Origin of the sequence: Pseudoalteromonas sp. RW-H-Ap-1, from assembly GCF_048318575.1 — a bacterium.
GTDB lineage: Bacteria > Pseudomonadota > Gammaproteobacteria > Enterobacterales > Alteromonadaceae > Pseudoalteromonas.
Window position 1 is genome coordinate 3,220,762 of record NZ_CP166996.1, and the last position, 25,480, is coordinate 3,246,241.

The 25,480-nt window shown below is 40.0% G+C and carries 20 protein-coding genes; 12 read left to right on the top strand and 8 right to left on the bottom strand.

What is annotated here, in order from left to right:
• Window positions 1–19: 19 nt before the first annotated feature.
• Window positions 20–634 carry a hypothetical protein gene (locus tag AB8618_RS15360; RefSeq protein ID WP_409424198.1) on the bottom strand — a complete coding sequence of 205 codons (615 nt, stop codon included), beginning with the start codon at window positions 632–634 and terminating at the stop codon, window positions 20–22.
• Between the two features lie 271 nt (window positions 635–905).
• Here AB8618_RS15360 and AB8618_RS15365 point away from each other — a divergent pair, with 271 nt between their 5' ends.
• Both AB8618_RS15365 and AB8618_RS15370 read left to right on the top strand, forming a co-directional pair.
• Window positions 906–2,039 (top strand): PepSY-associated TM helix domain-containing protein, encoded by a 1,134-nt coding sequence (locus tag AB8618_RS15365; protein ID WP_413400977.1) that lies wholly within the window; start codon window positions 906–908, stop codon window positions 2,037–2,039.
• 110 nt (window positions 2,040–2,149) lie between these two features.
• Window positions 2,150–3,232, top strand: a complete 1,083-nt coding sequence (locus AB8618_RS15370) for a tetratricopeptide repeat protein (protein WP_418157318.1) — start codon at window positions 2,150–2,152, stop codon at window positions 3,230–3,232.
• Window positions 3,233–3,277: 45 nt separating this feature from the next.
• Here the strand turns inward: AB8618_RS15370 and AB8618_RS15375 are convergent, their stop codons facing one another.
• The gene (locus tag AB8618_RS15375; protein WP_413402890.1) at window positions 3,278–6,091 is read right to left on the bottom strand and encodes a TolB family protein; all 2,814 of its coding nucleotides are present in this window, start codon (window positions 6,089–6,091) and stop codon (window positions 3,278–3,280) included.
• Window positions 6,092–6,544: 453 nt separating this feature from the next.
• On the opposite strand from AB8618_RS15375, the gene AB8618_RS15380 reads away from it, so the two are divergent.
• Both AB8618_RS15380 and AB8618_RS15385 read left to right on the top strand, forming a co-directional pair.
• A complete protein-coding gene (locus tag AB8618_RS15380; RefSeq protein WP_409424202.1) occupies window positions 6,545–6,841 on the top strand; it encodes a hypothetical protein in 297 nt (98 codons plus the stop codon).
• Window positions 6,842–7,046: 205 nt separating this feature from the next.
• Entirely contained in the window at window positions 7,047–7,412 is a 366-nt protein-coding gene (locus AB8618_RS15385; protein WP_182701189.1) for a hypothetical protein, read from the top strand.
• 582 nt (window positions 7,413–7,994) lie between these two features.
• On the opposite strand, the gene AB8618_RS15390 is transcribed toward AB8618_RS15385, so the two are convergent.
• From AB8618_RS15390 to AB8618_RS15400, 3 genes are read right to left on the bottom strand one after another with little or no spacing between them, the layout of a single operon-like run.
• Window positions 7,995–9,572, bottom strand: coding sequence for a PH domain-containing protein (locus tag AB8618_RS15390; protein WP_413400979.1), 1,578 nt, complete (start codon window positions 9,570–9,572; stop codon window positions 7,995–7,997).
• Window positions 9,535–10,080: a PH domain-containing protein gene (locus tag AB8618_RS15395; protein WP_413402892.1), complete on the bottom strand. Its 546-nt coding sequence runs from the start codon at window positions 10,078–10,080 to the stop codon at window positions 9,535–9,537. The genes AB8618_RS15390 and AB8618_RS15395 overlap by 38 nt, the downstream gene beginning before the upstream one ends.
• 5 nt (window positions 10,081–10,085) lie before the next feature.
• Window positions 10,086–10,940, bottom strand: coding sequence for a D-hexose-6-phosphate mutarotase (locus tag AB8618_RS15400; RefSeq protein ID WP_413400980.1), 855 nt, complete (start codon window positions 10,938–10,940; stop codon window positions 10,086–10,088).
• Window positions 10,941–11,335: 395 nt separating this feature from the next.
• Between AB8618_RS15400 and AB8618_RS15405 the strand changes: the two genes are divergently transcribed.
• The 7 genes from AB8618_RS15405 (at window position 11,336) to AB8618_RS15435 (ending at window position 18,383) form a co-directional block, all read left to right on the top strand.
• Complete coding sequence (locus AB8618_RS15405; RefSeq protein ID WP_008112832.1) at window positions 11,336–11,818, top strand: MarR family winged helix-turn-helix transcriptional regulator; 483 nt, start codon at window positions 11,336–11,338, stop codon at window positions 11,816–11,818.
• A 138-nt stretch (window positions 11,819–11,956) separates the two neighbouring features.
• The gene (locus AB8618_RS15410) at window positions 11,957–12,352 is read left to right on the top strand and encodes a YbaN family protein (RefSeq protein WP_409424207.1); all 396 of its coding nucleotides are present in this window, start codon (window positions 11,957–11,959) and stop codon (window positions 12,350–12,352) included.
• Window positions 12,353–12,454: 102 nt separating this feature from the next.
• Window positions 12,455–13,087 carry a PepSY-associated TM helix domain-containing protein gene (locus AB8618_RS15415; RefSeq protein WP_413400981.1) on the top strand — a complete coding sequence of 211 codons (633 nt, stop codon included), beginning with the start codon at window positions 12,455–12,457 and terminating at the stop codon, window positions 13,085–13,087.
• Entirely contained in the window at window positions 13,087–13,593 is a 507-nt protein-coding gene (locus AB8618_RS15420; RefSeq protein ID WP_413400982.1) for a DUF2271 domain-containing protein, read from the top strand. The genes AB8618_RS15415 and AB8618_RS15420 overlap by 1 nt, the downstream gene beginning before the upstream one ends.
• A gap of 34 nt (window positions 13,594–13,627) precedes the next feature.
• Entirely contained in the window at window positions 13,628–14,473 is an 846-nt protein-coding gene (locus AB8618_RS15425; RefSeq protein ID WP_413400983.1) for a DUF4198 domain-containing protein, read from the top strand.
• 291 nt (window positions 14,474–14,764) lie between these two features.
• A complete protein-coding gene (locus AB8618_RS15430; protein WP_413400984.1) occupies window positions 14,765–17,296 on the top strand; it encodes a TonB-dependent receptor plug domain-containing protein in 2,532 nt (843 codons plus the stop codon).
• A gap of 196 nt (window positions 17,297–17,492) precedes the next feature.
• On the top strand, window positions 17,493–18,383 hold the full coding sequence (locus AB8618_RS15435; RefSeq protein WP_198522154.1) for a hypothetical protein: 891 nt from the start codon (window positions 17,493–17,495) through the stop codon (window positions 18,381–18,383).
• A gap of 273 nt (window positions 18,384–18,656) precedes the next feature.
• Here AB8618_RS15435 and AB8618_RS15440 read toward each other — a convergent pair whose 3' ends face one another.
• From AB8618_RS15440 to AB8618_RS15450, 3 genes are read right to left on the bottom strand one after another with little or no spacing between them, the layout of a single operon-like run.
• Window positions 18,657–19,757 (bottom strand): lipocalin-like domain-containing protein, encoded by a 1,101-nt coding sequence (locus tag AB8618_RS15440; protein WP_409424213.1) that lies wholly within the window; start codon window positions 19,755–19,757, stop codon window positions 18,657–18,659.
• A gap of 7 nt (window positions 19,758–19,764) precedes the next feature.
• Entirely contained in the window at window positions 19,765–22,194 is a 2,430-nt protein-coding gene (locus AB8618_RS15445; protein WP_409424214.1) for an FtsX-like permease family protein, read from the bottom strand.
• On the bottom strand, window positions 22,187–22,843 hold the full coding sequence (locus tag AB8618_RS15450) for an ABC transporter ATP-binding protein (protein WP_409424215.1): 657 nt from the start codon (window positions 22,841–22,843) through the stop codon (window positions 22,187–22,189). Before AB8618_RS15450 ends, AB8618_RS15445 begins: the two co-directional genes overlap by 8 nt.
• A gap of 234 nt (window positions 22,844–23,077) precedes the next feature.
• Between AB8618_RS15450 and AB8618_RS15455 the strand changes: the two genes are divergently transcribed.
• Entirely contained in the window at window positions 23,078–25,477 is a 2,400-nt protein-coding gene (locus AB8618_RS15455) for a PKD domain-containing protein (RefSeq protein ID WP_409424216.1), read from the top strand.
• Window positions 25,478–25,480 lie beyond the last annotated feature (3 nt).

A 25,480-nucleotide genomic window follows, 5' to 3' on the forward strand; every position in this document is an offset into this window, starting at 1 on the left:
ATTAACGGTCACTATAATTTTATGCCAAAACAGGACGTACACGATAATACTGCATACACGCAAACTGCACCGCATTAGTCAGTAATATCATAACAAACATTAATATATGCGAAATACTTTGCACAGGCATAGCAAGCTCTGCAAACAAACCACAGATACCAGCTATAAATTGCAAACTAAAATAGCGAGCACTAAGGTTACTAATATCCCCAGTACGAAGTGTTTTGTAGGTTTGTGGCATAACTCGTACTGAACTCATGATTAAGCCCACATAAGTTAAGCCATTAAGTACCGCAGCGGTATCTAAGTTGGGGTTAAGTAGTAACAAAAAGGGCAATAAAGAAAAGCTAAGCATGCCAAGTAACTGCAGCTTTTGACGTTTAGCAGCATTATAACGAACAAAAAAGTATAAAATTAGTCCGCTTAAAAAACCTGTCGCAAAAAATGGCAAGGCAATGTAAAAGCGAGAAAAATAGAGATTGTAGCTAATAAAGTACACACTTTGCGCTAAACCAAATGTCATCATTAACAGTGATACACCTGATACACTGCGGTTTTTTATAATTTTGTTGAGTAATGGTAAAAAACTAAAAATCAAAATAAACACTGACAAAATAGGCAAATAATACGCCAAAGCAAACCTCGCTCGTTACATTGTTGTTAATAAAAAGGAAGAAATAAAACATTTTTTAAACATTTGTTTTTAAAGGCTTTATTTATGTGCGCGCATTGTAGAGCTGGCTAGGTTTTATACAAGCTTCACACCTACTTTAGTTTCCCCCTGTGGCAACTTGAGTATACAAAAACTGTTGCTATAACTTCACAGTCTCACCCCTTTATAATTGCAACACAAATGATAACTGTTATCATGCGCATATCTATAGATTAACATGCAAGCCTAAGTAATGAGAAAAACACTGTTTAAAGTTCATAGTTGGTTGGCGCTAATTGCCATTATTCCGTTAATTGTTATTAGCATTACTGGCAGTGTTTTAGTGTTTAAAAGTGAAATTGATGGCCTACTGATGCCAGATAAACACTTTGTGGTACAGCAACAAGCTGCACGTTTGCCTATGGACTCATTAATAAATAAAGCCGAAGCAGCCTTTCCTGAATATGTGGTAGGAAGCTGGGAGCTTTTTAATAACAGCACCGCTGACCGGCTTTATTTGGTTAAGCGTGGAACTGACGATTGGTATAAGTTGCATTTAGACCAATACACAGGAGAGGTTTTATCAGAACCAGTAAGCACCACTCATTATTTTACTGACTGGTTTTTAGAGCTCCATTATACTTTTTTACTTAACGACTTAAAAAGCTTACCAGGGCAAACAGGTACCGTATTAGGCTTCTTTTTTGCTCTATTTTTATTAACTTTAGGTATTACTGGCTTAATTATTTACCGCAAATTTTGGCAGCGACTATTTAGCGTACGCTGGCGAGCAACTTTGCAGATAGTACTAAGCGACATTCATAAAATGACTGGAGTATTAGGTTCACCTATCCTTATCGTTTTAGCGATTACCGGTGGCTATTTTAATGGCGCTGTGTGGTATCACGAAGTAATAGAACACGCAGAAGAAGAGCACTACACTATTACAAATAAATTATATAGTGATGATATTTCTTTTGAGCGCATTCTTAATGATAGTAAGCTGCAAATACCCACTTTTAACACTACTTTTTTAGTTTTCCCGCGAGAGCCTGATGAAAATATTACTCTTTATGGCGAAGTAAATACCAGTAATCCACTTACCAGTGAATACGCCAATACCATAACCTACAATAAGCAAACAGGTGAACACATGGCTAACTGGGATATTCGTGAAACCGGAGTTGGTTGGCAAGTAATTGATAGCTTTAGAAAACTACACTTTGGCTATTTTGCAGGGCTTATCAGTAAAATACTTTGGTGTATTGTTGGTCTTAGCCCTGTATGGCTGGCTGGTACAGGCTTTTATTTATGGCTTACACGCCGTAAACGTAAAAAGCAATCACACAAAAATCGCTTAAGTAAGCATCGCACTGTAAGTGCTTGATTATAAAGTCACCTCATTGTAATCTTAAAAGTCACAGTGAGGTGATTTATGAAATATCTAGTTTTTACACTTAGCTTTTTTTAGCTGCATGCAGTAGTACTCAACCAGCAGTGCAAATTAAAAAGGTACAGCTTACACAAGTAATTAACCACTCTCTTTTCAAGCGTGTTGAAACCCCTAATGAACACAGTGTTTTTGAGCTTCCAGAACCTGAAAAAGAAAAGTTTTTAGCTTATGCACAGAAGCGCTTAAATGAGATACGTGCTGATGAAATTGTTTTTAACTACCTAGAAAACCAGCTTACCAACTTTAAGTATCACGGTGATACACTAACATCCAAACAAACTATTGAACGCTCACAAGGCAACTGTATTAGCTTAGCTATATTGACACAAAGCTACGCCACGCTTTTAGATCTTGACACCAGTTTTCAAGAAATGACCAGCGAACCTGTGTATGCCAAAGAGGGAAGTTTAGTTTACATAGCCAACCATTTTAGAACCAAAGTTTACGCACCGGAAGAAGAAACTGATGATAACTTTATTGTATTTATTCGCCCAGGCACTTTAATAGATTACTTCCCAACCCGCGGCAGCTTTTATGCTGGCAGCGCCACCTATAATGATTTACTCAATAAGTTTTACAGCAATTTAGCGGCGGAGGCATTAGCTAAAAATAAACTCAATACAGCCTACTCTCTTATTTTGAAAGCTAATTATTTTACTCCTAACGATCCTGAACTGTTCAATATTACGGGTATATTACATCGCCGTGCAGGCGATTTAAAAAGCGCTCAACTGATTTACCAAACCGCACTAAATAGAAACGATATAAGTATAAACTTAATCAATAACTATCGGCTACTCGCAAAAGATCTTGGCGATACAGAGCTAGAAAAACAATTAACAAGCCAATTAATTAATGAAGAAAAAGACCCTTACGAGCTATTGGTTATTGCTAAAAACAATCTGCAAGAAGGAAAGGTAACTCAAGCTAAAAACCACCTTGAGTCAGCAATTGCAAAAGCCCCATATATATCAGAGCTTTACTTAGAGCTTGCAAAAATTCGTTATCAACAAGGTAAGTCTAAACAAACACAAGCCTTGCTTGAACAAGCCATTAAATATGAGCGAGACAATGAAAAGCTCAATATATACCAAGCAAAGTTAGCATCGCTTACTAAGCCAAAGTAGGTTGCTTTTGGGTAATACATATTTAAAAGTGTATTACCCATAATATTAAAGAGAGTAGTAAAAGCTTAACCATGCGCGCATTTCATCTTCAAAGCTGTCGCCTTCAACACGCGACAGCCCAGCATTAAAAGTTAGGTCGTTTACGCCTGCAGGCCCCATCCCAAAGCTAAAATCACCTTGGTATTTTAAGCCATAACTTTGTGCATAAACGCTGTTGCCTAATTGATGTTGCTTGTAATAAAGCCAAGGCATGCCTTCTTTAAAGCTGATGCCACCACCATAACCTTGGTAACGCTCTGCAGTTGCACTGTAATAAGGCAGTTCAGCAGCAAGCACAAACTCACTACTTTGTTGCTGATTAATCAGGTTAGAGCTAAACCCACCTAAAGCTAAATCACTATCGTCTCGCTGTTTTTGTTCAAAGCTCACAAACATGGGAATATTAAATGCTTTACCAAATACTTTTGTTGCCAAGTCATAACCTTGCCAATGACTATTGTGATTCCGCCCATCATAAATACTGGCAGAAATACTCTGCCCTATGGCAAATGATTGGCGGTCATGTTGCCATTGCTGAGCAATACTCAACCGTGTCCAATTTTTATGGCTATTTTTATAATCTGTATAGTTATAAGCAAGCTCTGGGGTTAACTGAAGCTGGCCAAATTTCAATGGATGGCTTATTGCAACAAAACCACCTCGGGCTTCAATATCAGCGTTTAAGCTAGGTTGATATTGATGTGATGTACCCAAATTATAATCAAATAGCGCAAGCTTAAACTTTGTATTTAACGCATTGTATTTTGCTTGTACAAAGCCTCCATGTAATGCACCGTCATGCAAATCAATGTTATAACCCGCTTGTAAATCAAGTTGCTTTAATAAGTCGCTACTTTTTATACCTACGCTTAGCAAACTGGTTGACGCTGAATAATACTGTGATCCCAAGGCAAACGTCGCTTGCTGATCAAGTACTGAGTAATCGCTTTGCTCTGCTGTCTCATCGGTATATATTTTTGCCGGTGGCAGAGTATGCTTATTTACCATCAACAATGGAGCTTCACTGTTTACAGCGAGATCCGTCACGGCTGTGCGGTTTTTTGTTGTTAGCGTTTTTACATCAGGGCCATCGGCATTAATAGAGAAATAAAGTAGTGAGCCATCTTCAGCCTCAATCGGGTATGCGAGCGCTTCTTGCCCGTTAGTTAAGCGTGTGAGGGTGTTATTTTTTATATGATAATTATAAATATCAGTCTTATTATTTAAGCCAGCAACAAAATAGATAGACTCCCCGTTTTGACTAAAACTCGGCTGACTTAAATATTGATACCCGTTAGGCATTGGGACTGACTGCCTAGTATCACCGCTCAAATCTAGTATATACAACTGCCAATTTTCGTTTAATGACGCTGATAAATAAGCTAATTTTGTTTCATCGGGGCTTAGGGTCGGGTAATCGTACGTTGTTTTTAAGCTCTTGGTAAAAAGTGGCGTGATTGCTTGTGTATTAAGATCGACTTTTACTAATTCAGAATACCCAGCTCTTATTTGCTCACCGTAAAGTGTTTCACCATTGCGGGTTACACTAAAACGACGAATACCAGCCAGTTCAGTGAGTTGTTCGACGTTGCCAGTATCTATGTTATAGCTAAAAATATCAGACACTTTGTTATAAGTCCCCGACTCCTCACTACTGTAGGCATTAAAATAAAGAGTGTTATTGCCTACCCACTGCGGATTGGCAATACCTGCGCGATTTATTTGATTTAATATTTGTTTTTGTTCGCGCTTAAATACACTTGGCGCGGTATCAGGAATATCCTTAGCATCATCTTCAAGTAATTGCTTTTGTACTTTGGTAAATTGCTGTTGCGCTTTAGTGTTGTCTTCAGTGCTATAAATTATGAGCTTGGTGTTACTTTTTTTATCACGCTCCACTATGGCAATTTTGCTGCCATCACCTGAAAGAGCGGGGTTGTTAGCGTATAAATCAAGTTTTAACCAAAGCTTGCTATTAAGTGGTGACTCAGTTTGCTCTTGTTGCATTGCTTTATAAGTGTACTCAGCAATAAATCGACGATATAGCTTGGCAGCGCTTTGCCCAAATACACCAGAAAATGCATCATCAAAATCTCGAGACTTAACCGCCCGCATACGAACCCATACATTATCAACCAGCTGCTCTGAGTAATTTTGCTCTAGCCAGTATAAAAAGCGACTTCCCATTAAATACGCCATGGAGCCCCCCATAAAGCCTTTATCACTATTTAGTTGCCCATAGGTCGGAAGCGCTCCTTGCTGAGCAAACTCCCTGAGTATTGCCTCAGAATAGTTATCAAAGAGCCGCCCTCGGCCTGTCATTTTAGATTCAATTAAAGTGGCATATCCTTCAGCAACCCAGCGCGGTGTGTCACCATAGGTTAAATCGTAAAGATCCCATACCCCTCTAATTTTTTGTTGCCACTCGCTGCGAGTCGGCTGCGCTAAATGCACTAAGTGAATATACTCGTGCAGCACTAGTAATTGCTGCCAGCCCGATGAGTTTGAGATTACTGTGTCCGATTGGGGTGGCGTAGTAAAAAGCGCCATAACTGGATTATTAGAGGTTGGTAAAGCAAAGCCATTAGCAGCATTTAAAGGATCAAACACCACCACATCGACGATTTTATCAAGCGCACGGTTTTGTTGCTCAAGCACTTTAGTACGAACAATCTCCAGCTCTACTGCGGTCGATTTAGCAAAATCAGTATGCTCACTACTAAAGTGAACATTAAAATGCTCAGTATGAATGGTTTGCCAATTAGCCGCAAAGCTTGGTGCAGCCATTAATAAGGCTGATGCAATGAGTGTTTTTTTCATCATAGTCCTTGATAGTTTACTATAGCCTTAGGATGTCTGAAGAATGACCACTATAGTATTAAAAAAGTGTAAAAATTCGTTTAAATAGAAGTGCTCAGTCAAAGTTGATACTAAGAAAGTTGCGGTGCAGTTGAATACGCAGTATTAGATAAAGCAACTCGGTTCAACAATCAGCAATTATTTTTACCTCTATAGATATGTGTATCAGTAGTATAATGCGTAATACTATGAAAAATTAATCAGACGATAAAGTAACCAATCGAGTTTCCGCTAAGATTGTCGTGATTTAAATACTTAGCTGACAAGTATATATCCAAGCTTGACATCATATTAGACTATGGTTTAATGATTAAAACTGTTATTAGGAACACAGTAATCAACCAGCTCTTCATACTATATTTTACTATGTAAGTTATGGTGCTTTTATTAATGTAATTAAGGATGTAATTTTGAATGGATAACTTTATTGAACACAATTTATTAAGTTTTAGAAATAAGCTTTTAAACATAAGTCCAAATGCTGAACTAGGTAGAGTTGAAATAGCCGTAGCTGCTGATATGTTATATGAAGGTTCTATTTCAAGAGGGAAATTTAACCAAATCAGTTCTAATAAAGCCTATGCACGATTATTGAAAGTAGCTTTGATAGAAGATATGAATCAACTATTAGCAAGCAAAATAATACCTAAAATCATTGAGACGGCTGATCCAACGAGCCCTGTCGCAGTTTCTGGTTTAACAGCAGACTGAGTTTCTAAGATCCCTCAACCTAAAGGCTCCAGCTTATTACTCTCTAGCTACTCAACCGCAACTCAAATAAAAACAATGTGGGATCTTCATTCAATTTTAGATAATTTCAGCCAATCACCTCGAATGTTAGAAATCATTTTTGCTGAGTGGAAAGGTTGGAGAGTAGAGGTAGATTATGCACGTTAGAGGAAGGTGGAAAATAATATTGCTTTTATGTACAACTGCACTCAGCTGTGGTGCTAACGCTAAGCAATGTAATGAAGAAAGTCAATTTGGTAGTACATCTATTTTTAGTGACTGTCGAGGTGCTGAAGCAATCTCCTCTGCCAAAATCGAGTCAAACTTAGCTTTGGAAGAAGCATTTGATATGGTATTAACATTACTCGAGTCAAATGAAAAAGATATAAAATCAACAGATAACTTATATATTGCTGTACTTTCGTTAATGCAATCAGAAGATTTTAAGTTTCGAGTTACTAGTTTTCCTAATGGTATTTTATTAGCCTCTAATGAAACTTCCGCTGTGTTTTTACGGATAGATGACAATACATGGTTTCAAAAAACACTATAAACACCGGGCTAATTTACTAAGAAGATAATAATTTAAATTTTTATCTTCTTACGTTTTATTTAACGGCAAGTTGATGCTTTATTTAATCCAAACTTGGGGATAGCAAACCTCGATCCTCGCAGAAAACGATTACCGAAAATACTCCCCCTTTATATTAAAACTAATTAGAGTCGCTCCCAGAGTGATTCCTCAAGAAATAATAGAAATCAATGTAGAATTTTATCCTCTTGTAAACACGGCATAAAGCTATGCAAAAGAACATCTTATTGACAGTTAAAGCCTCACCATTTTGAAGCAAGCCTAAAGCAGTGTATATACCGTGAAGATGGTATGGGAAACTCAATTATTTATAAATGGCGCACAAGATAATGCGATATAAATGCCTCATTAATGACGCGATTGAAAGAGCCTGAAAGAAAATATATGATGAAGATCGGCTCAAACCTCAGAGCATTCAAGATAATTGGGTAATCCCAAAAATTCATTCAAGCTTGGGGCGGACTGTAATAAAGCATGTGCAAATGTGTATTTACACCTGCTTCACTATTTAACCTGAACGCTAATTATTTACAACGAAGGAAATTACATCCAACTACGGGAGTCTGACTCGGCCTGCATAAGCGTAAAATCAATAATAAAGTCAGCATCTTGTTGTTTTAAATACGGAACATACGCGCCACCTGCAGCAAGTTGTATATACAGGCTTTTTAAGCCAGAGCGACGCATAAAAAAGGTGCTCACACTGCGAGCGCTTTGTGCTTTGTACAGCTCAAATACCCGGTAATGCACGCCAATCATACCTTTGCGCACCACCATATAAAAACGCCCATCTTGTTGATGAAGGTAATACCCATAACGTTTATATGATAAAAACACTAACGCGGCTAATACCAAAAATAATGCTAATGAAATTAATATATTAAGTTGCATAAAGCTAACTAAAAACCCAGAAGCAACGCTCGGTAGCAAGGCATAAAACACCATATTTTTATATAGCAACGCCCTTTCTACTGCTTTGAATGCCAACTTTTTACTGTTAAACCACGGATAAATCCACTGACACACATTATCAACTTGCTCCTGCGTGAGCACAGGTAACACTAAGGTTTGTTTATTCTTTTTCGCCATATTTGCAGCACCGCCGCTGCTGGCTTGCAAACATTCCACTGTAAAGCGCTTTAATAGCCTGGCAACTAGGTTTTGCTTAATAACTATAGATTGTACTTTATCTAAACTAATTGATAGTTGATGGCGTTCTAACAGCCCTGCAATACGTTTAAATTTTTTATTTTTAAAATAAAGCTGATAATTATAGAACCGAATGAGCGACATAGTCACCGATAAAAACACCGCAATAAATACCAACACAATAATTAAAGTAATAACCGCAAATACCGCTGCATTAGCCATCATACCGAGCTCTTGCTGATAAAAACCCTCTATTTTTGTTATAAACTTCTGCTCTAAAAAATCGATAGCCACATTCATAAAGGGAGCAATGGCCGCAAGCGCTAAAATGGCCATGTTCGACATTAAACCAAACTTAGCTATTTCTTTATTTGAAATGAATAAACTATTTTCATTCTGATTTTCAGCATGAGGCTGCGCTGTATTAGCCTCCTCGGTTGATGGTTGCTGCTGCGCTTTATAGTCAAATACCTGTTTGCGCATTTGCTTGGCATAATCACTGGTTACTCCAGGCAATACAGCTTCTTGGGCAACACTGCCGGCAGCATCAAAAATGCAATTAACTAAGCCTACTGGAGTAAAATAAAAGGGTTCTGCTATGTTTACATTTTGCACCCGAGAAAACTTTAAGGTGAGTCGCTCTTTTTTAAATACGCCTTTATTTAGTAAAATTTCATACTCGTCAGTAATACAAAAACGAAAACTGCGATAATATAAAAAACAATAGGCAAGCAATAAAGTCAAAGCAATCGCGAGCCCAACTTGCCCCCAAAATAGTTTATTTTCTACTTGGGTAACAAAAACCACCAACACGGGCAGTAAATTAAATAAGCCATCTTTGATAAACCGCACACTAAAATGCATCACAAAATAAGCCAGTGCCCAAGGCGAGACTTTTTGCCAATTAAGTGAAGATGACGTTATTTGTGTAGCATCAACACTCACTGGCAGTAGCCTCGCTTGTGGCTTCATCGTGGCGATAGCTTTGTACAAATTGACGAATATTTTTGCACTTTTCGTGGGTCAGGCCGCTAATTTGTAAATCAGCACTCATACCACCTGCGCTGTAAAGCCTTAAACTGGCTAAACCCAGTTTTCGCTCTATTGGCCCACGATGTATTTCAATATGCTGCACACGCGCTAACGGTAAAATTGTTACCTGTTGCCAAATAATACCCTTTTTAAACGCTATATCGTGGGTACGTAATGCACTGCCTTGTAATTTAATACTGAACACGCTGTATAACATACAAAGTAAAATTAATAGCGGAACAGCAACCAATAAGTAACCTTGCGCCATGGCTGCAAAATCTGTATTGAAATAACAAACAGCCGCTAGCACTAAGCAAAAAGGGATAAAAAATAACAACCAATTCAACTGTGCATGCAATAATGCTTTATCGGCAAGCGGTTCAAACTTTATGCTTTTATGTTGCGGTAGGTCGGTTATTTGTTGATTAGTAAACACACTTTGCTCCATTGGACTTAGCCAAGCCACTTTATTGTTGTCACTAAGGTATGACTTTGTTTTGGCTCAAGCGTAACCGCATCTTCAAGCACATTCGCAGCCTCTAGGCATAACATACTTTTATAATCATCATCGGCAAAATTTGATAGTCGCTTTGATTTTTCAATCCATGGATTCCATAACACGCACGAGCGCGAGTTTTCTCTGCTAACACTGATCATCCCTTGGGGAGTATCAATTGTTTGAACTGCTGCGGCTTGGGTATAAACCATATCGGTTTCACGGGAAAAGTCGACCACATCATGTTGCTGATGAGGACCTTGGCCAAATTCTATGTATTGCGCCCCTTGCAGCCCTGTCACACGAGTATTGTTGATATCTTGTGTTGGAAAGTAAGTATGCAGCGCTTGTGTATAACTAAATGGTACATTGCCTAAATTACAGGTGGTTAAACGCACCTCTAATTGCTCAGATAAAATAAACTCAACCCGTAAAGAAGATTGATGCGGCCAAAAGGTAGAGTCTACCTGCCTCATGGGTAATTTTAGGCTAACCGTAACCTCACCCTCGGTTTCATGCACTTCATCAGCTTGCCATACGAGTGTGCGAGCAAAGCCATGCGCTGGGAAGTCTGTATTTTCATGTTGACCAAACCAAGGCCAGCAAATAGGAATGCCGCCACGAATGCTTTTCCCTTCGCTAAAGGTTTCATCCCCAGACACCCACAATAATGGCAATTTATCTTTGGGTGTAAACTCAGTTATTTGCCCACCTTGTAAAAATATTTTCGCCTCACAGTGGCGACTATTAATACTAATAAATTCTAAACCGCTATGTGTACGCTCAATACATACTGAGGGTGATAATTGCATTTTATTTCCTTTAACACTGAGACTAATTTTTAATACTTAACCTGAGTACAGGTTACTTGTACACAAACAATAATGCATGCTTAAAGCATAAGCTACATAGAATAGTTATTTAAATTGAGTTAGTTACTATATTCTTATGCCACATCAACGGTAAAATTACGACTAAAGCTTTACAACTCTGCCTTTCATCCTAGGGAAGGTTCACAAATAGAATGTTATAAACATTTAATAAAATAAAGATAATAAATGCTATTTTAATTACTGCTCAAATTAATAAAAACCAATAAAAACTGATAATAGCGGGCTAAAATAACATATATCATTTGAATTCAATTTATTTGATGTGTAACATTTCATGATTACGGCAAATCATTCGCCTTCCATGAGACAAACAAATGCAAAAATATGACGAGTTACTAGTTTCTTTACGCAAGGTGATCCGTGCGATTGACTTACATTCAAAGCAGCTTAATAAAACAGCGGGCTTAACAGGGCCTCAACTGCTTATTATGCAGGAAGTGTCTCAAACTGATGGTATTACCGCCAGTCGTATTGCGCAAAACGTCAACTTAAGCCCAGCAACGGTTACTAATATTCTTGACCGAATAGAGAGCAAAAACTTAGTAACACGTGTTCGCAGTCAAATGGATAAGCGCCGAGTCAGCTTATATCTTACCGAACAAGGTAAGGAACTACTCGAAAAAGCACCTCAGCCATTACAAGAGCATTTTATCGAAAAATTTTCAGCACTTGCTGAATGGGAACAGAGTTTACTCCTTTCATCAATGCAACGTATTGCCGCAATGATGGATGCTGATAAGCTAGACGCTTCCCCGCTTTTAGAAGTCGGCGCACTGTTTCAAACTCCTAAAGAATAAAACGCAGTATAAAAATAATAAAACCCCTTTTATCGCCTTAAATGACTTAGTTGATAACATGTAACTAAGCCATTTAAGTTTCATTTTATCCTGTAATTAACTTACCTTTTACCGTTTAATTTATTAAATAGAGCTGGCGTGGACATAAAAAACGTTTTTATTTATTATAAAAATATCGGCTTTAAATTGCTGGGGTTACTGTGTGTATTACTCGGCATTATTGGTGTTGTCCTACCCGTTATGCCAACCACGCCGTTTTTAATTTTAGCCTTAGCCTGTTTTGCTCGCTCATCTAGCGCGCTTGAATCTTGGCTATTAAACCACCCTCGCTTTGGCACAACATTACAACATTGGCGCGCTCATCAAGTAGTTCCTGTAAAGGCAAAATATGCTGCGGGTCTAGGTATGCTAATAGGCTTTATATTTTTATTATACAGCAGCCCTCCAGCTTGGGTTATTGCCCTAGTTGCTGTTGTTGAAGTGCTGGTTTTAACTTACCTAATTTCTAAGCCCTCAGCTCCACCTAAAAACTAGGGTCTGTATAAGCAAAATAAAGTGTAAAGTTTAGTAAATAAATTTGTAACAGCTAATGCAAATCATTATCATCCGTACAAATTAATTAAATTTGCACCTTTTATGCCCTTTGTTAATAAACGCGCTTTATATAGTACGAGTCGTGCTTTACATATCTATATTTCTACCGCTTTGTTTTTTCTACTTATTTTATTTTGTGTAAGCGGCATAGTGCTAAACCACGTTGACTGGTTAAAAAACGATAAAAACAACGGCCAAATTACCGCAGCAATTCCAGCTGAACTACTTACAAAAGCACAAACACAATTAAACACCCTACCTGCTATTTATCCCCAAATAGAAGCTTACCTCGACAAACAGTATGGGCTGAATAAAGTAAAAAGCATTGAGTGGGAAAAGCAAGATTCACTGGTCATGCTCGACTACCCATTACCTGCAGGCTACGCCTACGCAGAGTTTGATTTTATTAGTGGCGAATTGTTACTCGATTATCAAACCGGGGGATTTTTAAGTGTAATTGGCGACTTACATAAAGGCCGTTACAGCGGTGATGTATGGAGCTGGGTTATTGATATATCAGCAGTGCTGATGATCCTATTTGCCATCACCGGCATGATTATTTTATTTCAAAATAGAAAAAAACGCTTAGCAGGAATATGGATAACCGCATTAGGTGTAGCAACACCTATCGTTATTTACCTGTGTTGGGTGCCACAAATAAAAGGAGTGTCTTAATGTTTAAAATTAAACCATGGCTAAGCATCACGCTGTTAGTCGCCGCGCTATTTCAAATTAATGCTCATGCACAATCGTCAAGGTTAGAAGTTGAATTAACCCTCGCCGATTTAAACGTGCAACCTTACCACCGACCTTATGTTGCTGTATGGCTGGAAACGCCAGAGCGTAAACACGTCACAACATTAGCGCTTTGGGTACAAAAAGCGGAATGGTTTAAAGACCTACGTCAATGGTGGCGCAAAGCCGGTAAAAGTAATGCTCAGTTTGATGGTGTCAGCGGCGCAACCAAACGTGCCGGCACATACACAATTAGCTGGGATGGCAAGGATCTAGGTGGTAACCCCGTACAGCCCGGCAAATATCTACTTAATATTGAAGTTGTTCGCGAAGAAGGTGGGCGTGATTATAGCCGTATTGAGCTTGATTTAACCCAATCAGAGAAAATAACTATTGAAGGTAAAAACGAATTTACAACCAGCTTTGTCACTGTAAGCGCTAGGTAGCCCCTACTTATCATTCAAATTTAAAGGAAAAATAATGAACGTTAATTTATCAAAAATTGCATTAATAGGCGCACTGAGTTTATCGGCGCTAGTCTCAACAGCGGCAAGCGCACATGCCCGTTGGTTACTACCTTCGCACACTTCGCTTTCTGGCGATAAAGCGCATTACGTTATGATTGATGCGAGTATTTCTAACGAAATGTTTGCACCAGATAAAGCCTTTAAGCCAAAAGAAAAAGGCGCAGAGTACGACGACACATTATTAATGGCACTTGCACCAAACGGCGAGAAAGTATCTGAAACCATTCGTGCTTATTACTTAAAGCGCAAGAGCTCAGCAGCAGTAAGCCTCAAAGAAGAAGGCACTTACCACATTGCTATGACGCAGAAGCCTATGTACATGACCTTCTATAAAGATGATGAGGGTAAACGCAAACGTGTATTTGGTAAAAAAACAGATGCTAAATTACCTAGCAACGCTCAAGGCGTGCGCACCACTAAAGTTATTTCAACAGTAGATACCTTTGTAAGCCGCAACGGTACATCTAAGCCAGCCCTGTTAGGTTTAGGCTTAGAGCTAAGTGGCCCTACACACCCAAATGACTTATTTGTTGGTGAGCAAGCGCGTTTTCAATTACTACAAGACGGAAAACCAGCAGGCGAAGGCATTGAAGTTAATATTTTAAGAGGCGATACTCGCTACCGTAACGAACGTGGCGAAGTAAAAGTAACCACCGGTAAAAACGGCTTTTTTACAACAACATGGAACGCACCTGGTGTTTATTTAATAGAAACCGCAACCGAAGTTGATGTGAAGGAAAAAGGCGTAGATTCGGGTCGTTATGCTTTATTTACAACGCTTGAAGTAGCGCCTGAGTAATTATTTAGGCACTTATTTAAACGTATTTTTAAGCCAAGTTTTTAACTTGGCTTTTTTCTGCCTATCACTTTTTTTGCAATCTCTCTTTTACTTTTATTGATTTCGTCACCATTCGCTACAAGATTACAACAGTAACGATCTAATCGTCTATAACGTACGTAAACAGTGGCCTTACTTATTAAAAACGTGAATAACATAGATGGTTTTTATCTTTGCACGTAGTTGAGCGCTTCTATATGATTCGCTCCTTTTTCAAACTCACCAAAACAACGACGTTCTTAAGGAACATTCATGACTTTTAAGCGTTTATCAGCTAATAAATTAGCACTTAGCTTGGCCGTAACCTCTGCACTTGGCGGTTCTTTTGTTACAGCTAATGCGGCAGAACAAGATACCCAAGCACAAGAGAACATCGAAGTAATCTCAGTAACTGGTACTCGCCGTAGTTTGCGAAGTATTGCACAAAGCTCAGTGCCAGTAGATATTATTACTAGCAGCGACATGGCAAGCACAGGTCAACTTGAAATCAGCCAGGTTCTTGCTAACCAAGTACCCAGCTTTAACTTTCCAAGCGCCACTTTAGGTGATGGAACAGACCACGCAAAACCTGCTGTACTGCGCGGCTTAGCGCCCGATCACACTTTAGTGCTTATCAATGGTAAGCGTCGTCACTCTGGTGCGCTTTTAAACTTAGCAGGTGTTGTAGGCAGAGGCTCTACCGCGGTAGATTTAAACATGATCCCTACATCAGCCATTAAGCGCGTAGAAGTACTACGCGATGGTGCCGCAGCGCAATACGGCTCAGATGCCATTGCCGGGGTGATTAATATTGTTTTAAAAGACGCCTCTGAAGGCGGCAGTGTAAGCGTAACCTATGGTGAATACGACACACAAATGGCGGGCGCACCTAACTTAGAAAGCGCCTACGCAGATGCAAACGGCGATCTTGCATTTAACCTAGGTGATGACCGCGAAATTAGCGATGGTGCAACGCGCACTATTAGCGCTAACTCTGGCTTTGCATTATCTGACAGCGGGTTTGTAAATGTATCGATTGAATACCGCGATAACAGCCCAACACAACGCTCTGGTTTTGACCCTCGTGAACAATACAGCCGCCTTGACGATGGCAGCCTAGACCAGCGCGAATTTACTATTGACCGTTACAACCATCGCTTTGGTAAAGCAGACCTTGAAGATTACGCTTTATTTTACAATATGGGTTACGAGCTAGATAACAGCCTAAACCTGTATTCTTTTGGTAGCTACTCAAAACGAGAAGGTAACTCAGGTGGCTTTTACCGCCGTGCACAAGACAGCCGTAACGTATTAGCACTCTACCCAGATGGCTTTTTACCGCAAATTGAAACCGATGTTGAAGACTACTCATTAGCCCTAGGCTTAGAAGGTGAAACGGGTGACTGGACATGGGACGTAAGTACCAACTACGGCCGTAATGACTTTGCATTTGGTGTTGTAAATAGCTTAAATACGTCTTTAGGCGCCACCAGCCCCACCGAATTTGATAACGGCGCATTAGTTTATGACCAATTTATAGTCAATGGTGATGCCAGCACAATCCTTGATTTAGGGTTACCTGACGACGTATTTTTTACTCTAGGTGCTGAATACCGCCACGAAAGCTATAAAATAGAACAAGGTGAAGAAGCCTCATACATTACTGCACTTGATAGTAGCGGTAACCCAATTGCAGCCGGTGGCGCACAAGTACTTTCGGGTTTTGGCCCAGAAAGCGTTACTGATGAAAGCCGTCATAACGTTGCACTATTTGTTGAGTTTGACACCTACCTAACCGAAAACTGGAACATGGTTTTAGCTAGCCGCTACGAAGATTACAGCGACTTCGGCAACACCTTTACCTCAAAGCTTGCAACACGTTACAGCGTTAACGAAAACCTATCACTACGTGGGGCAATTAGCACAGGTTTCCGTGCGCCATCGCTTGCACAGAGCTCGTACCGTCAAATTTCTACAGTACTTGAGAACAACCAAGCGTTTGAAGTAGGCCTATTCCCAACAGATGCACCAGCAGCACAAGCCCTTGGCGCAAAACAGTTAGACGCTGAAGACTCAGTTAATTTAACAGCTGGCTTTGTATACACCCAAGGTAACTTTAGCTTAACGGTTGACGCCTACCGTATTGATATTGATGACCGTATTGTGCTCTCTGAAAACTTAAGCGGTGCCGCAGTACAACAAATTTTAACGGATGCTGGTGAGTTAAATACCGAAAGCGTACGATACTTTACCAACGCCATCGACTCACGCACGCAAGGCGTAGACATTGTTGCAACTTACCTACTACAGTTAGATAACTTTGGCGACGTGCGCCTAAACGCGGCAGCTAACTTTAACGACACCGAAGTGACACACGTTGACGATAACCCTGAGCAATTAAACTCATTAGGTGACGACTATGTTGTATTTGCACGCCGTGAAGTAGGTCGCTTTGAAGAAGGTACTCCAGACAACAAGTTAAACCTATCGGCAGTGTGGAACTTTAACGAATGGCAAACAACTTTGCGTGCAACACGTTATGGTGAAGTTGCCGATATTTCTACTACCGCCGATCGCGATGAATACCTAGACGCTAAATGGATAACCGATTTAGAAGTTGCGTATCGCCCTAACGATGAGTGGAAATTTGCACTCGGTGCCAACAACTTATTTGACCAATACCCGCAAGCCACGGTCGATAATATTGGTTACTCTACCTTTAGCCAAATATTTCCATACACACCGTATGCACCATACAGTTTAGATGGTCGCTTTTTATACGGTAATATTACCTACAGTTTTTAATTAAAACTGGCGGTTAAAACGAAAAGGATGCTTTATGCATCCTTTTTATTAATAATTAGTAATTTTAACCACTAATTAGTCTTTTAATTTTCAACAAAAAACTAAATTCATTATAAAACAAACACTTAAATTTAGGCCCCATTTTTGCTCTAGTCTTGTTATATTAAATAATAACATCACATTAAAAGGACTAACCATGAGCTCATCAACTGTATCTACCATTGCTAAACCACTTTCACTAATTAGCGGTATTTTATTATTAAGTGGCTGCGTGTTTCATATTTCACCAAGCGTTGCGTCGGTAAAACAAACACAACAACTAACACTACCTAGCAATAATCTTGAATACCTAGACGTACTAAGCGGCGCAGGCTCACTTAAAATAATGGGCTCATCAACAGCAACCAGTATTAATGTTGACGCCACTATTTACACAGCCGATATTGACGACGAATACGAACTCACACTCGATCAAAGTGGCACTAAAGCAAAGCTTGTTGCCCAAAATACAAGTAATAATGGTATTAGCTTTTACAGCGGCCAATCGCCAAGCATTAATTTAGTGGTCACCGTCCCTAACAATCTTGAGCTAGATATTGATGATGGCTCAGGCGACATCACTATTAACGCCATGAAAAATAATATTGATGTAAAAGATGGCTCTGGCAGCTTATCAATCAATGGCGCTAAAAACCTAAACATAGACGACGGCTCGGGCGATATTTCTCTTCAAAGCATCACTGGCAATCTAGATCTTAACGATGGTTCGGGCAGCATTACTATTAATAACGTTAATGGCAATGCAAATATTGATGATGGCTCAGGCGATATGAATGTAAGCAATGTACGCGGTACATTAACTGTTGAAGACGGGTCGGGAAGCATAGCAATACAACATATTAATGGCGCTGTAGACGTTGAAGATAACTCGGGCGACTTAACCATTGAACATGTTGATGCAAGTGTTACCATTGAAGATGGCTCTGGCGATATTCGCGTTAATCATGCTAAAGGGCTAACAATTACAGAAGCAGGCTCTGGCGATGTTAGCATCGATAATATCTCTGGTTCAGTAAAGCTAGACTAATATAACCTGAACTCTGGTTAAGAGATTTACTAACATATTGAATCAAAATAATATTTATGTTTGTCTTCTCTAGCCAGAGATTTTCAGTGAAAACAAGGCGAAATTACGCGTCAATAGCTAGTATATTGCAAGTAAATTCAACGCAGTTAGCGCTCAAAATAGCTGCTTGAGATAGATTTATTATCCAGAGTTCAGGTTAATATACTGAGCCCTTAATAAAAATGCACTTAACCTTGGTTTAAGTGCATTTTTTGAAAACCACTTTATAGCCCGCTAATAGCCAACTAACTCTGCATAACCTTTACCTTTAAAACCGCCTTGGGTTTTAATTCGCCCCTCCCAGTAGGGAATGCTTAATTGATTTCGTGAATCGGGGTTACGTGCTTCGATTATAATAGGTTCAAACCCTTTAACCTTGAGGTGCCATTTAACTGGGTAGGTTTTACTACTTTGCGCCGATTGGGTTGTAAGCTCAGATGTTTTTAGTACCTGTAAGGTCACCTCGTCATTTGTAATAGCGCGCACAATTCCATTTTGCGTAATGTGCGATGCACTGCAGTAATCATAACTTTGTTGACCATTACGAATACAAAATGCCATTAAGCCCCCCTGTTTTTTATCATTAGCCTGAATGCTAAACCAGTCCCAACCATTTTGGGTAGGATCGATTAGCGCCGAAGACCATTCTCTGTCTAACCAAGCATCTCCAATTACTTTAAAAGTTTTACCCGCAAATGTGATGTCGCCTTGGGCGTGTAAAAACGGATAACTATAATAGTAAGAGGCATGCCCCTGGTGAGTTTTTTGGCTATAACCTTGCTCGCCATGTTTCACAAGTGGGCTATTGGCCAGCACTAGGTTAGCACTGTAATTTTCCTGCTGCGCCTTTAAGCTAAGCGGTAAAAATGTTGCCTCCTTACTTGCTAGCTGCCAATCATCTAGGCGAGCTTCAAATGGCTGCGCTGTTATATTTACTTGTCCCGATCGGCCATATTTTTCGAACGCTTGATGCTGTGAATCGGTTTGTATTGCAAAGTGAGCAAAGTAAAGCTGCCCATTCCACCAAGGTGATGGTTCTGTTTGTGTGCTTTGCTCATCAACCGAGAGCCTAAATAAAGTCCATTGCACACCAAAGGTGTCGCCATTATCTGCCTTTAAATTGGCAGTTACGTACCACCATTCAATTCCTTGTTGATGATGCGCCCCATGATCACGTGGAAAGCTCAGCCCTTGGCGTTTACTTACAGGCTCACCAAATTGTTGTGCAAACCCGCTATGTATTGGTTTATTTTGATTTACTTGCTCTGCTTCGGGCTGGCACGCGCTTAATGCGCCAATAAAAATAAAGGTAACGGCTGCTTTTAGTCTATTCATATAAGTCCTATAGCTTGGCAACATTATCGGCAACGGCGCTTCGCGTTAATTTTATTAGCGGTAACGCGCTCACAAATAAAGCTAACATAAACATAAGCACCGTAAAGCCACCTAACTGTAGCCAATTAACGGTCATGGCCATGGTCCAACCAAAGGCAATTGGCATGACGTAAGTTAATAGTACCCATCCAAGGCTAAGCCCCAGTGGTATAGCTAATAACAAGGTGGTTAAAATAATAAGTGCAGCTTGCAGTACTTTTGCTCCCAATAATTGCTGTTGGGTGACACCCAGCGTTTGTAATACCGCCATAGGCTGTAATTGCCCGCGTCCTAAAGTTAAAAAGCTTACCCACATGCCAAATAATGCAATCAGTATAATAAATATATTAAGCGCCTGAGTAACATAAAAAGTTTTACCAAATAGCTGTTTTGCAAAACGTTTAAACTGCTGATTAGCAATGACTTGTTGGCTATCTAATTGGTGCTGCTTTTGAATATATTCGGCCATGGCGTCAACGTCACTATTGGGCTTTAACCAAAGCGATAAACCATACTCGGTATAGTTTAAGCTACGATCCAATAATGCTGTTGTAGTGACAACTACATTTAACCCTTGCTCGCCGTAATCAAAATAGGCAGCGCGTACTTGGCACATTAGTGTATTAATATGCTGTTTTAGGGTTATTACATCACCTACTTTAAGCGAGTACTGCAGCAAGGCGGGTTCGTTCACTAAGCAACCCAGCACCCCGTTTTTGTTTTTTTCAAATACTGCAGATGTAGGTGCATTATTGTTTAACAAAGTAAGGTGTTGGTTGTAGCTGGCCGTTACACCAAATGCCATAACATCAACAGCTATCGTATTTTTAGGTGTTTTAAGCTCACTGTTAGCTGACCAATATACGCCTACTTTTTCGACCTCTGGGAGTTCACGCAACTTAGCTCCTAACGCTTGAATGTTTTGATCGGGCCTTACGTATAAATCGGCGCTTAGACGTTTTTCAAGGTGTGTATCTAAGGTGTCGCTAAAACTGCCAACCATAATTTGCATACCTACGGCTGCACCCATTGCCATTAAAATAGCGAGTACAGAGCTTAGTAATGCAGGTAACTGCACTAGACTGTCTGCTTTTAACCAGTGAATAATGGGGTTTTGTGTTGGCCATGGCAGTTTAAAAACGGCTTTAACTACCGGTGGCGTAATTACAAAAAAGAGGAGTAGCACATAAACACACAGCAATAAGGCACTTATTTTGGTATTTGCCGTTAACGCTAAGTAGCTGGCTGCAAAAATAGCTAACGCAAACATTAGCCATTTAATACGCGCAAAAAAAGTACTTAATCGAGCCGATTGGCTGGCCAAAAACCCCAACAAAACAACAACATTAAGTGTAAAGCCGTTAGCAATCATGCTGCTATCAAGGCTTACTACAAAGCTTCTATCTAGCTGGTAAAGCCCTCGAAGAGTCGCCGATACATCCATAACTAAGGCATTTGCCAGTGCCGCGCCTAATAACGCACCTAATAACGCAGCAAAAAAACTAAGCACCGTTAATTCAATAACCAGCGCCTTAGTTAACACTGACCTTTGACAACCCAGCACCCACATTTGCTGCTGCAAGTGAGCACGCGCATTGTACGCCAGCTTAATTGCATTAAAACTTAAAAACGCACCCACCACATAACCTAACAAAGCCAGCGCTTGTAAATTAAAGAAAAAAGCTTCAGAGAGCGCATCAAAAGCTTGCTCTTGCGCAGCTTCAAGCCGTGCTTGCTCGCCTAACAATAAGTTTAACTGGGCTGCTTGTTTGTTATTTAAGCCACTTACTTCAAGGTAATTAATTGCCCCATTTGCGCGCAGTAACTTGTCGGCAAGGCTAATATCCACCAGCATGGTCATGCCTAAACCTTGTAATTCGCTTACTGCTAAAGTAACAGTGGCATCGCCCATGTTTATATTAATACGGCTGTTTTTTAAATTTAGCCGCTGCATTAATTTAGGGTCGATATAAACAGTATTTAGTAACTGTTCAAACCCAGAATAACGATTGTTGGTTGTTGATGCTGAGCCGCCGGTATTTTCTGTAAGCCACTGTAATAAATTGACACCTCTAAGTGCGAGTTTTTGCTGCTTATTGGTTTCAATTACGCCCTCTAAAACCGGTTGAACCTGCTTAAAGCCAGCCGCCCTAATACGCGACCACATACTGTTGGGCAACCTGTTTTCACCTAGCACTGGGCGTACAAAATGCGTCACTGGGTTTGCAATTAACGCCGTAGTTTGTTGATAGCGTTTACCGGCCTCTAAATTTAAGCCCTGTATTGCAGTAAGTAGCGCCGCGCCCAAACTAAAGCCAATAAAAAACAGTAATAACAGCCCTACATGGCGGCGATAAAACTGCATATACGTTATTAAAATAAGTTTAAGTTCAGCCATTAATTTGGCCATCTTTTAAAAACAATTGCGTAGAAAACTGATCGGCCAATCGCTGACTATGAGTGACCATAATAAGTATTATTTGTTGCTCTTCGCACAGGCTTTTTAGTAGCGTAACGATATCGAGTGAGCGAGCGGCATCAAGGTTACCCGTAGGTTCATCAGCCAATAACAGCTTAGGCTTATTTAATAACGCACGGCCTATGCCCACTCGTTGCTGCTCCCCACCTGAAAGTTGCTCAGGCATTGCTTTAAGCTTGCCTTCTAACCCCAGTTTTTTAGCCATCGTATTTACTTCATCGTCGCTAGGCGATAACCCATTAAGCCTTGCTTGAAAACACATATTGTCTTTCACATTTAATGGACTGAGCAATTGATAGTGCTGAAAAATAATCCCTATTTTACGCCGATAAAGCGCAAGTTCATTGGCACTCAATTCACTAATTTTTTGCTCATTAACCGTAACAGTTCCTGCATCTGGAGACAGTAAACCGGCTAATAAATTTAATAATGTTGTTTTGCCCGAGCCACTATCACCTAGTAAGGCAATGTGCGCCGCAGGCAAAATAGTTAACGATAAGTCATTAATTATTTGTCGTTTCAAGCCACCATCCTGGCGAGTAAAAAACACATTATTTAGCGAAATCATAAAGAAAAGGTTATTCCTGTAATAAAAATATGGCTCGATATATAAACGATACCATAACAGTAATGCGTTCACTTAAGTGGGTTTTCGGTTGATTTTTTACACGTAATAAGCGCGCTTACTTAACTAAATCAGTAACTAAAAACCAAATCACTAAAGAGCGACAAAAAACTTTGTTTTTTTTGCTTTATTTCTTTTTTAGGTACATATTAATATCAATTTTATAAGGATATTAATATGAAACGGATACTTTTAATTATATTACCCACTTTACTCACACTTCTCGGGTGTGGCGGCTCAGGCAGCTCTGAAACTAAGCAAGTCACTCCCCCAGTTAGCACAAATGCACAACCAGTGGCTGTTATTGGCACTGAACAATCAGAATATAAAACCAATACACCCATTACTTTTAGTGCTGCAAATAGTAGCGATCCTGACGGCGATACACTCACATACCAGTGGCAACTCCTTAGCGCAGACGAGCAACAAAACATACCGCTTAATACTAACAACCAACGCACTGTGACGTTTTCGGTAGCACAAGCACAAAGTTACACCTTAAAGCTGGTTGTGAACGACGGCAAAATTTCAAGCTCGGTAGTAAGCAAACAAATTACCGTCACCTCAAACGCGCAACTCATTGCAAATGCAGGCAGCACACAAACTGTAAAACAAGGTGATGTAGTTAAATTAACTGCAGCACAGAGCTCCACCACTAATGCAGTTATTAATAGCTACCAATGGCAATTTATCAAAACACCTACATCAAGCGCTGCACAACTTGAAAATAGCACCCGCGTTAACAGCCAATTTGTTGCTGATAAAGTAGGCGAATACAGCGTTAAATTAACTATTACTAACTCAATTGGTGATACCGCTAATAGTAACGTACTTATAAAAAGTGAGCAGCTTGCTGTAAATTCTGCGCCAAACGCTGTTATTTCAGTTCAAAACAGTACACTTTCACCCAACCAACTCGTAACATTAAATGGTGAGCAAAGTACCGATCCAGATACAAACGACACGCTAAGTTATCAATGGGCAATAACCTCTAAGCCTGAGAACAGCGACCCAAGCTTATCGAATGCAATTGCCAAAAATGCAGGCTTTGCATCGAATGAATTGGGTGAGTACACAATTTCCCTAAGCGTAACCGATGAAGGTAATCTAAGTGATACCGCGCAAGTAACCTTAAGCGTTACCACCGAAAACAAAGCGCCTATTGCCGTTCTTGCAGAGCAAACTGATATAACCTTAAATACATTAACTACCCTACAATGCCTACAATGTAGCGACCCCGATAGCGACCCTCTAATTTACAACTGGCAACTGCAAGCAAAACCTGAAAGTAGCACTGCGCAATTACAGCAAAGCACATCGGCTACCCCTTCGCTTACTGCTGATGTTGAAGGCGATTACGTTGTTACCCTAGTTGTATCTGACGGTGAGCTCAGCTCACCACAAGTAACCTCGGTGCTGCATACAAAGGATAATAAAAAACCAGTTACTCTAGTAAGTTACAAGTCTTCAATTAATGTTAATGAGCAAGTTACTTTAGATGCCTCAGCCAGTTACGACCCCGAAGGCGCAGTTTTAAGTTACCATTGGGAAATAGTTTCGTCGTCAAATCAAGCTGTATTAAGCAGTACAAGTAGCTCAGCCCCCACGCTTAGCGCGCCAGCAGAAGGGCAAGTTGTTGTTTCACTTAAAACCAATGATGGTGAGCAGTTTTCAGACACACAAACACTCACTATTAATGTTACACAAAACGCCAAGCCCGTTATTATGCATACCGGTGATAAAGCTCGCAACAGCACCGTTGGTAGCACCGTTAACTTTGATGCTAGCCAAAGCTATGATCCAGAGGGCACCGCGCTTAGCTATGAATGGGAGCTCTCTATACCAGCAGGTTCATCTGCTAGTTTAAGTAGCACCAACCAAAGCATAACCGAATTAACACCTGATCTAACTGGTAACTACACCTTAACGCTCACGGTGACTGATGCTGACAACTACCAAGCTAGCATTCAATTTACAGTTACAGCCACTGATTCATCGCAAATAACGGGCAACATAAAAGGGCAAATTACCAACGTGCAACGAACCGCCATTAGTAATGCCAAACTCACAATTAACGATGTGTTGTACACTACAAATAGCGCAGGCCAGTTTAACGAAACACTTAATTTAGCTGAAGGTGAAAACATTACTATAACCAGCAACGATCCGCGCCTTGCTAATGCCATCTATAACTCTCCCGCAATTACCCAAAATAACTTTACGATAGACTTAGAACAAAACAGTTTACCCGTATTTCAAAGTGTGGAGGTTACCGTATTTGTATGTCCTGAGTTTACCGGGCCAGATGCCATTAACGTAAACTTTAACATGACCGAAACACTGCTAGCCTCTGAACGTTTTGAATATCAATTTAACCAAACTCAGGCACTCGTTTTGCAAAAATCAGGAAGCACCTACCTAGATAACGAGCTGCTTATAGACCTACCAGCAACTGCTAAATTTGAGGTGACGGTAACCGAAAGCAACGTTGAGAACACTCTTAATTCGCCTATTACTATTTTTTATTCAGCGTCTGACGAGCCACGTTTGGCCATTATAAACATATGTAATATATAACTT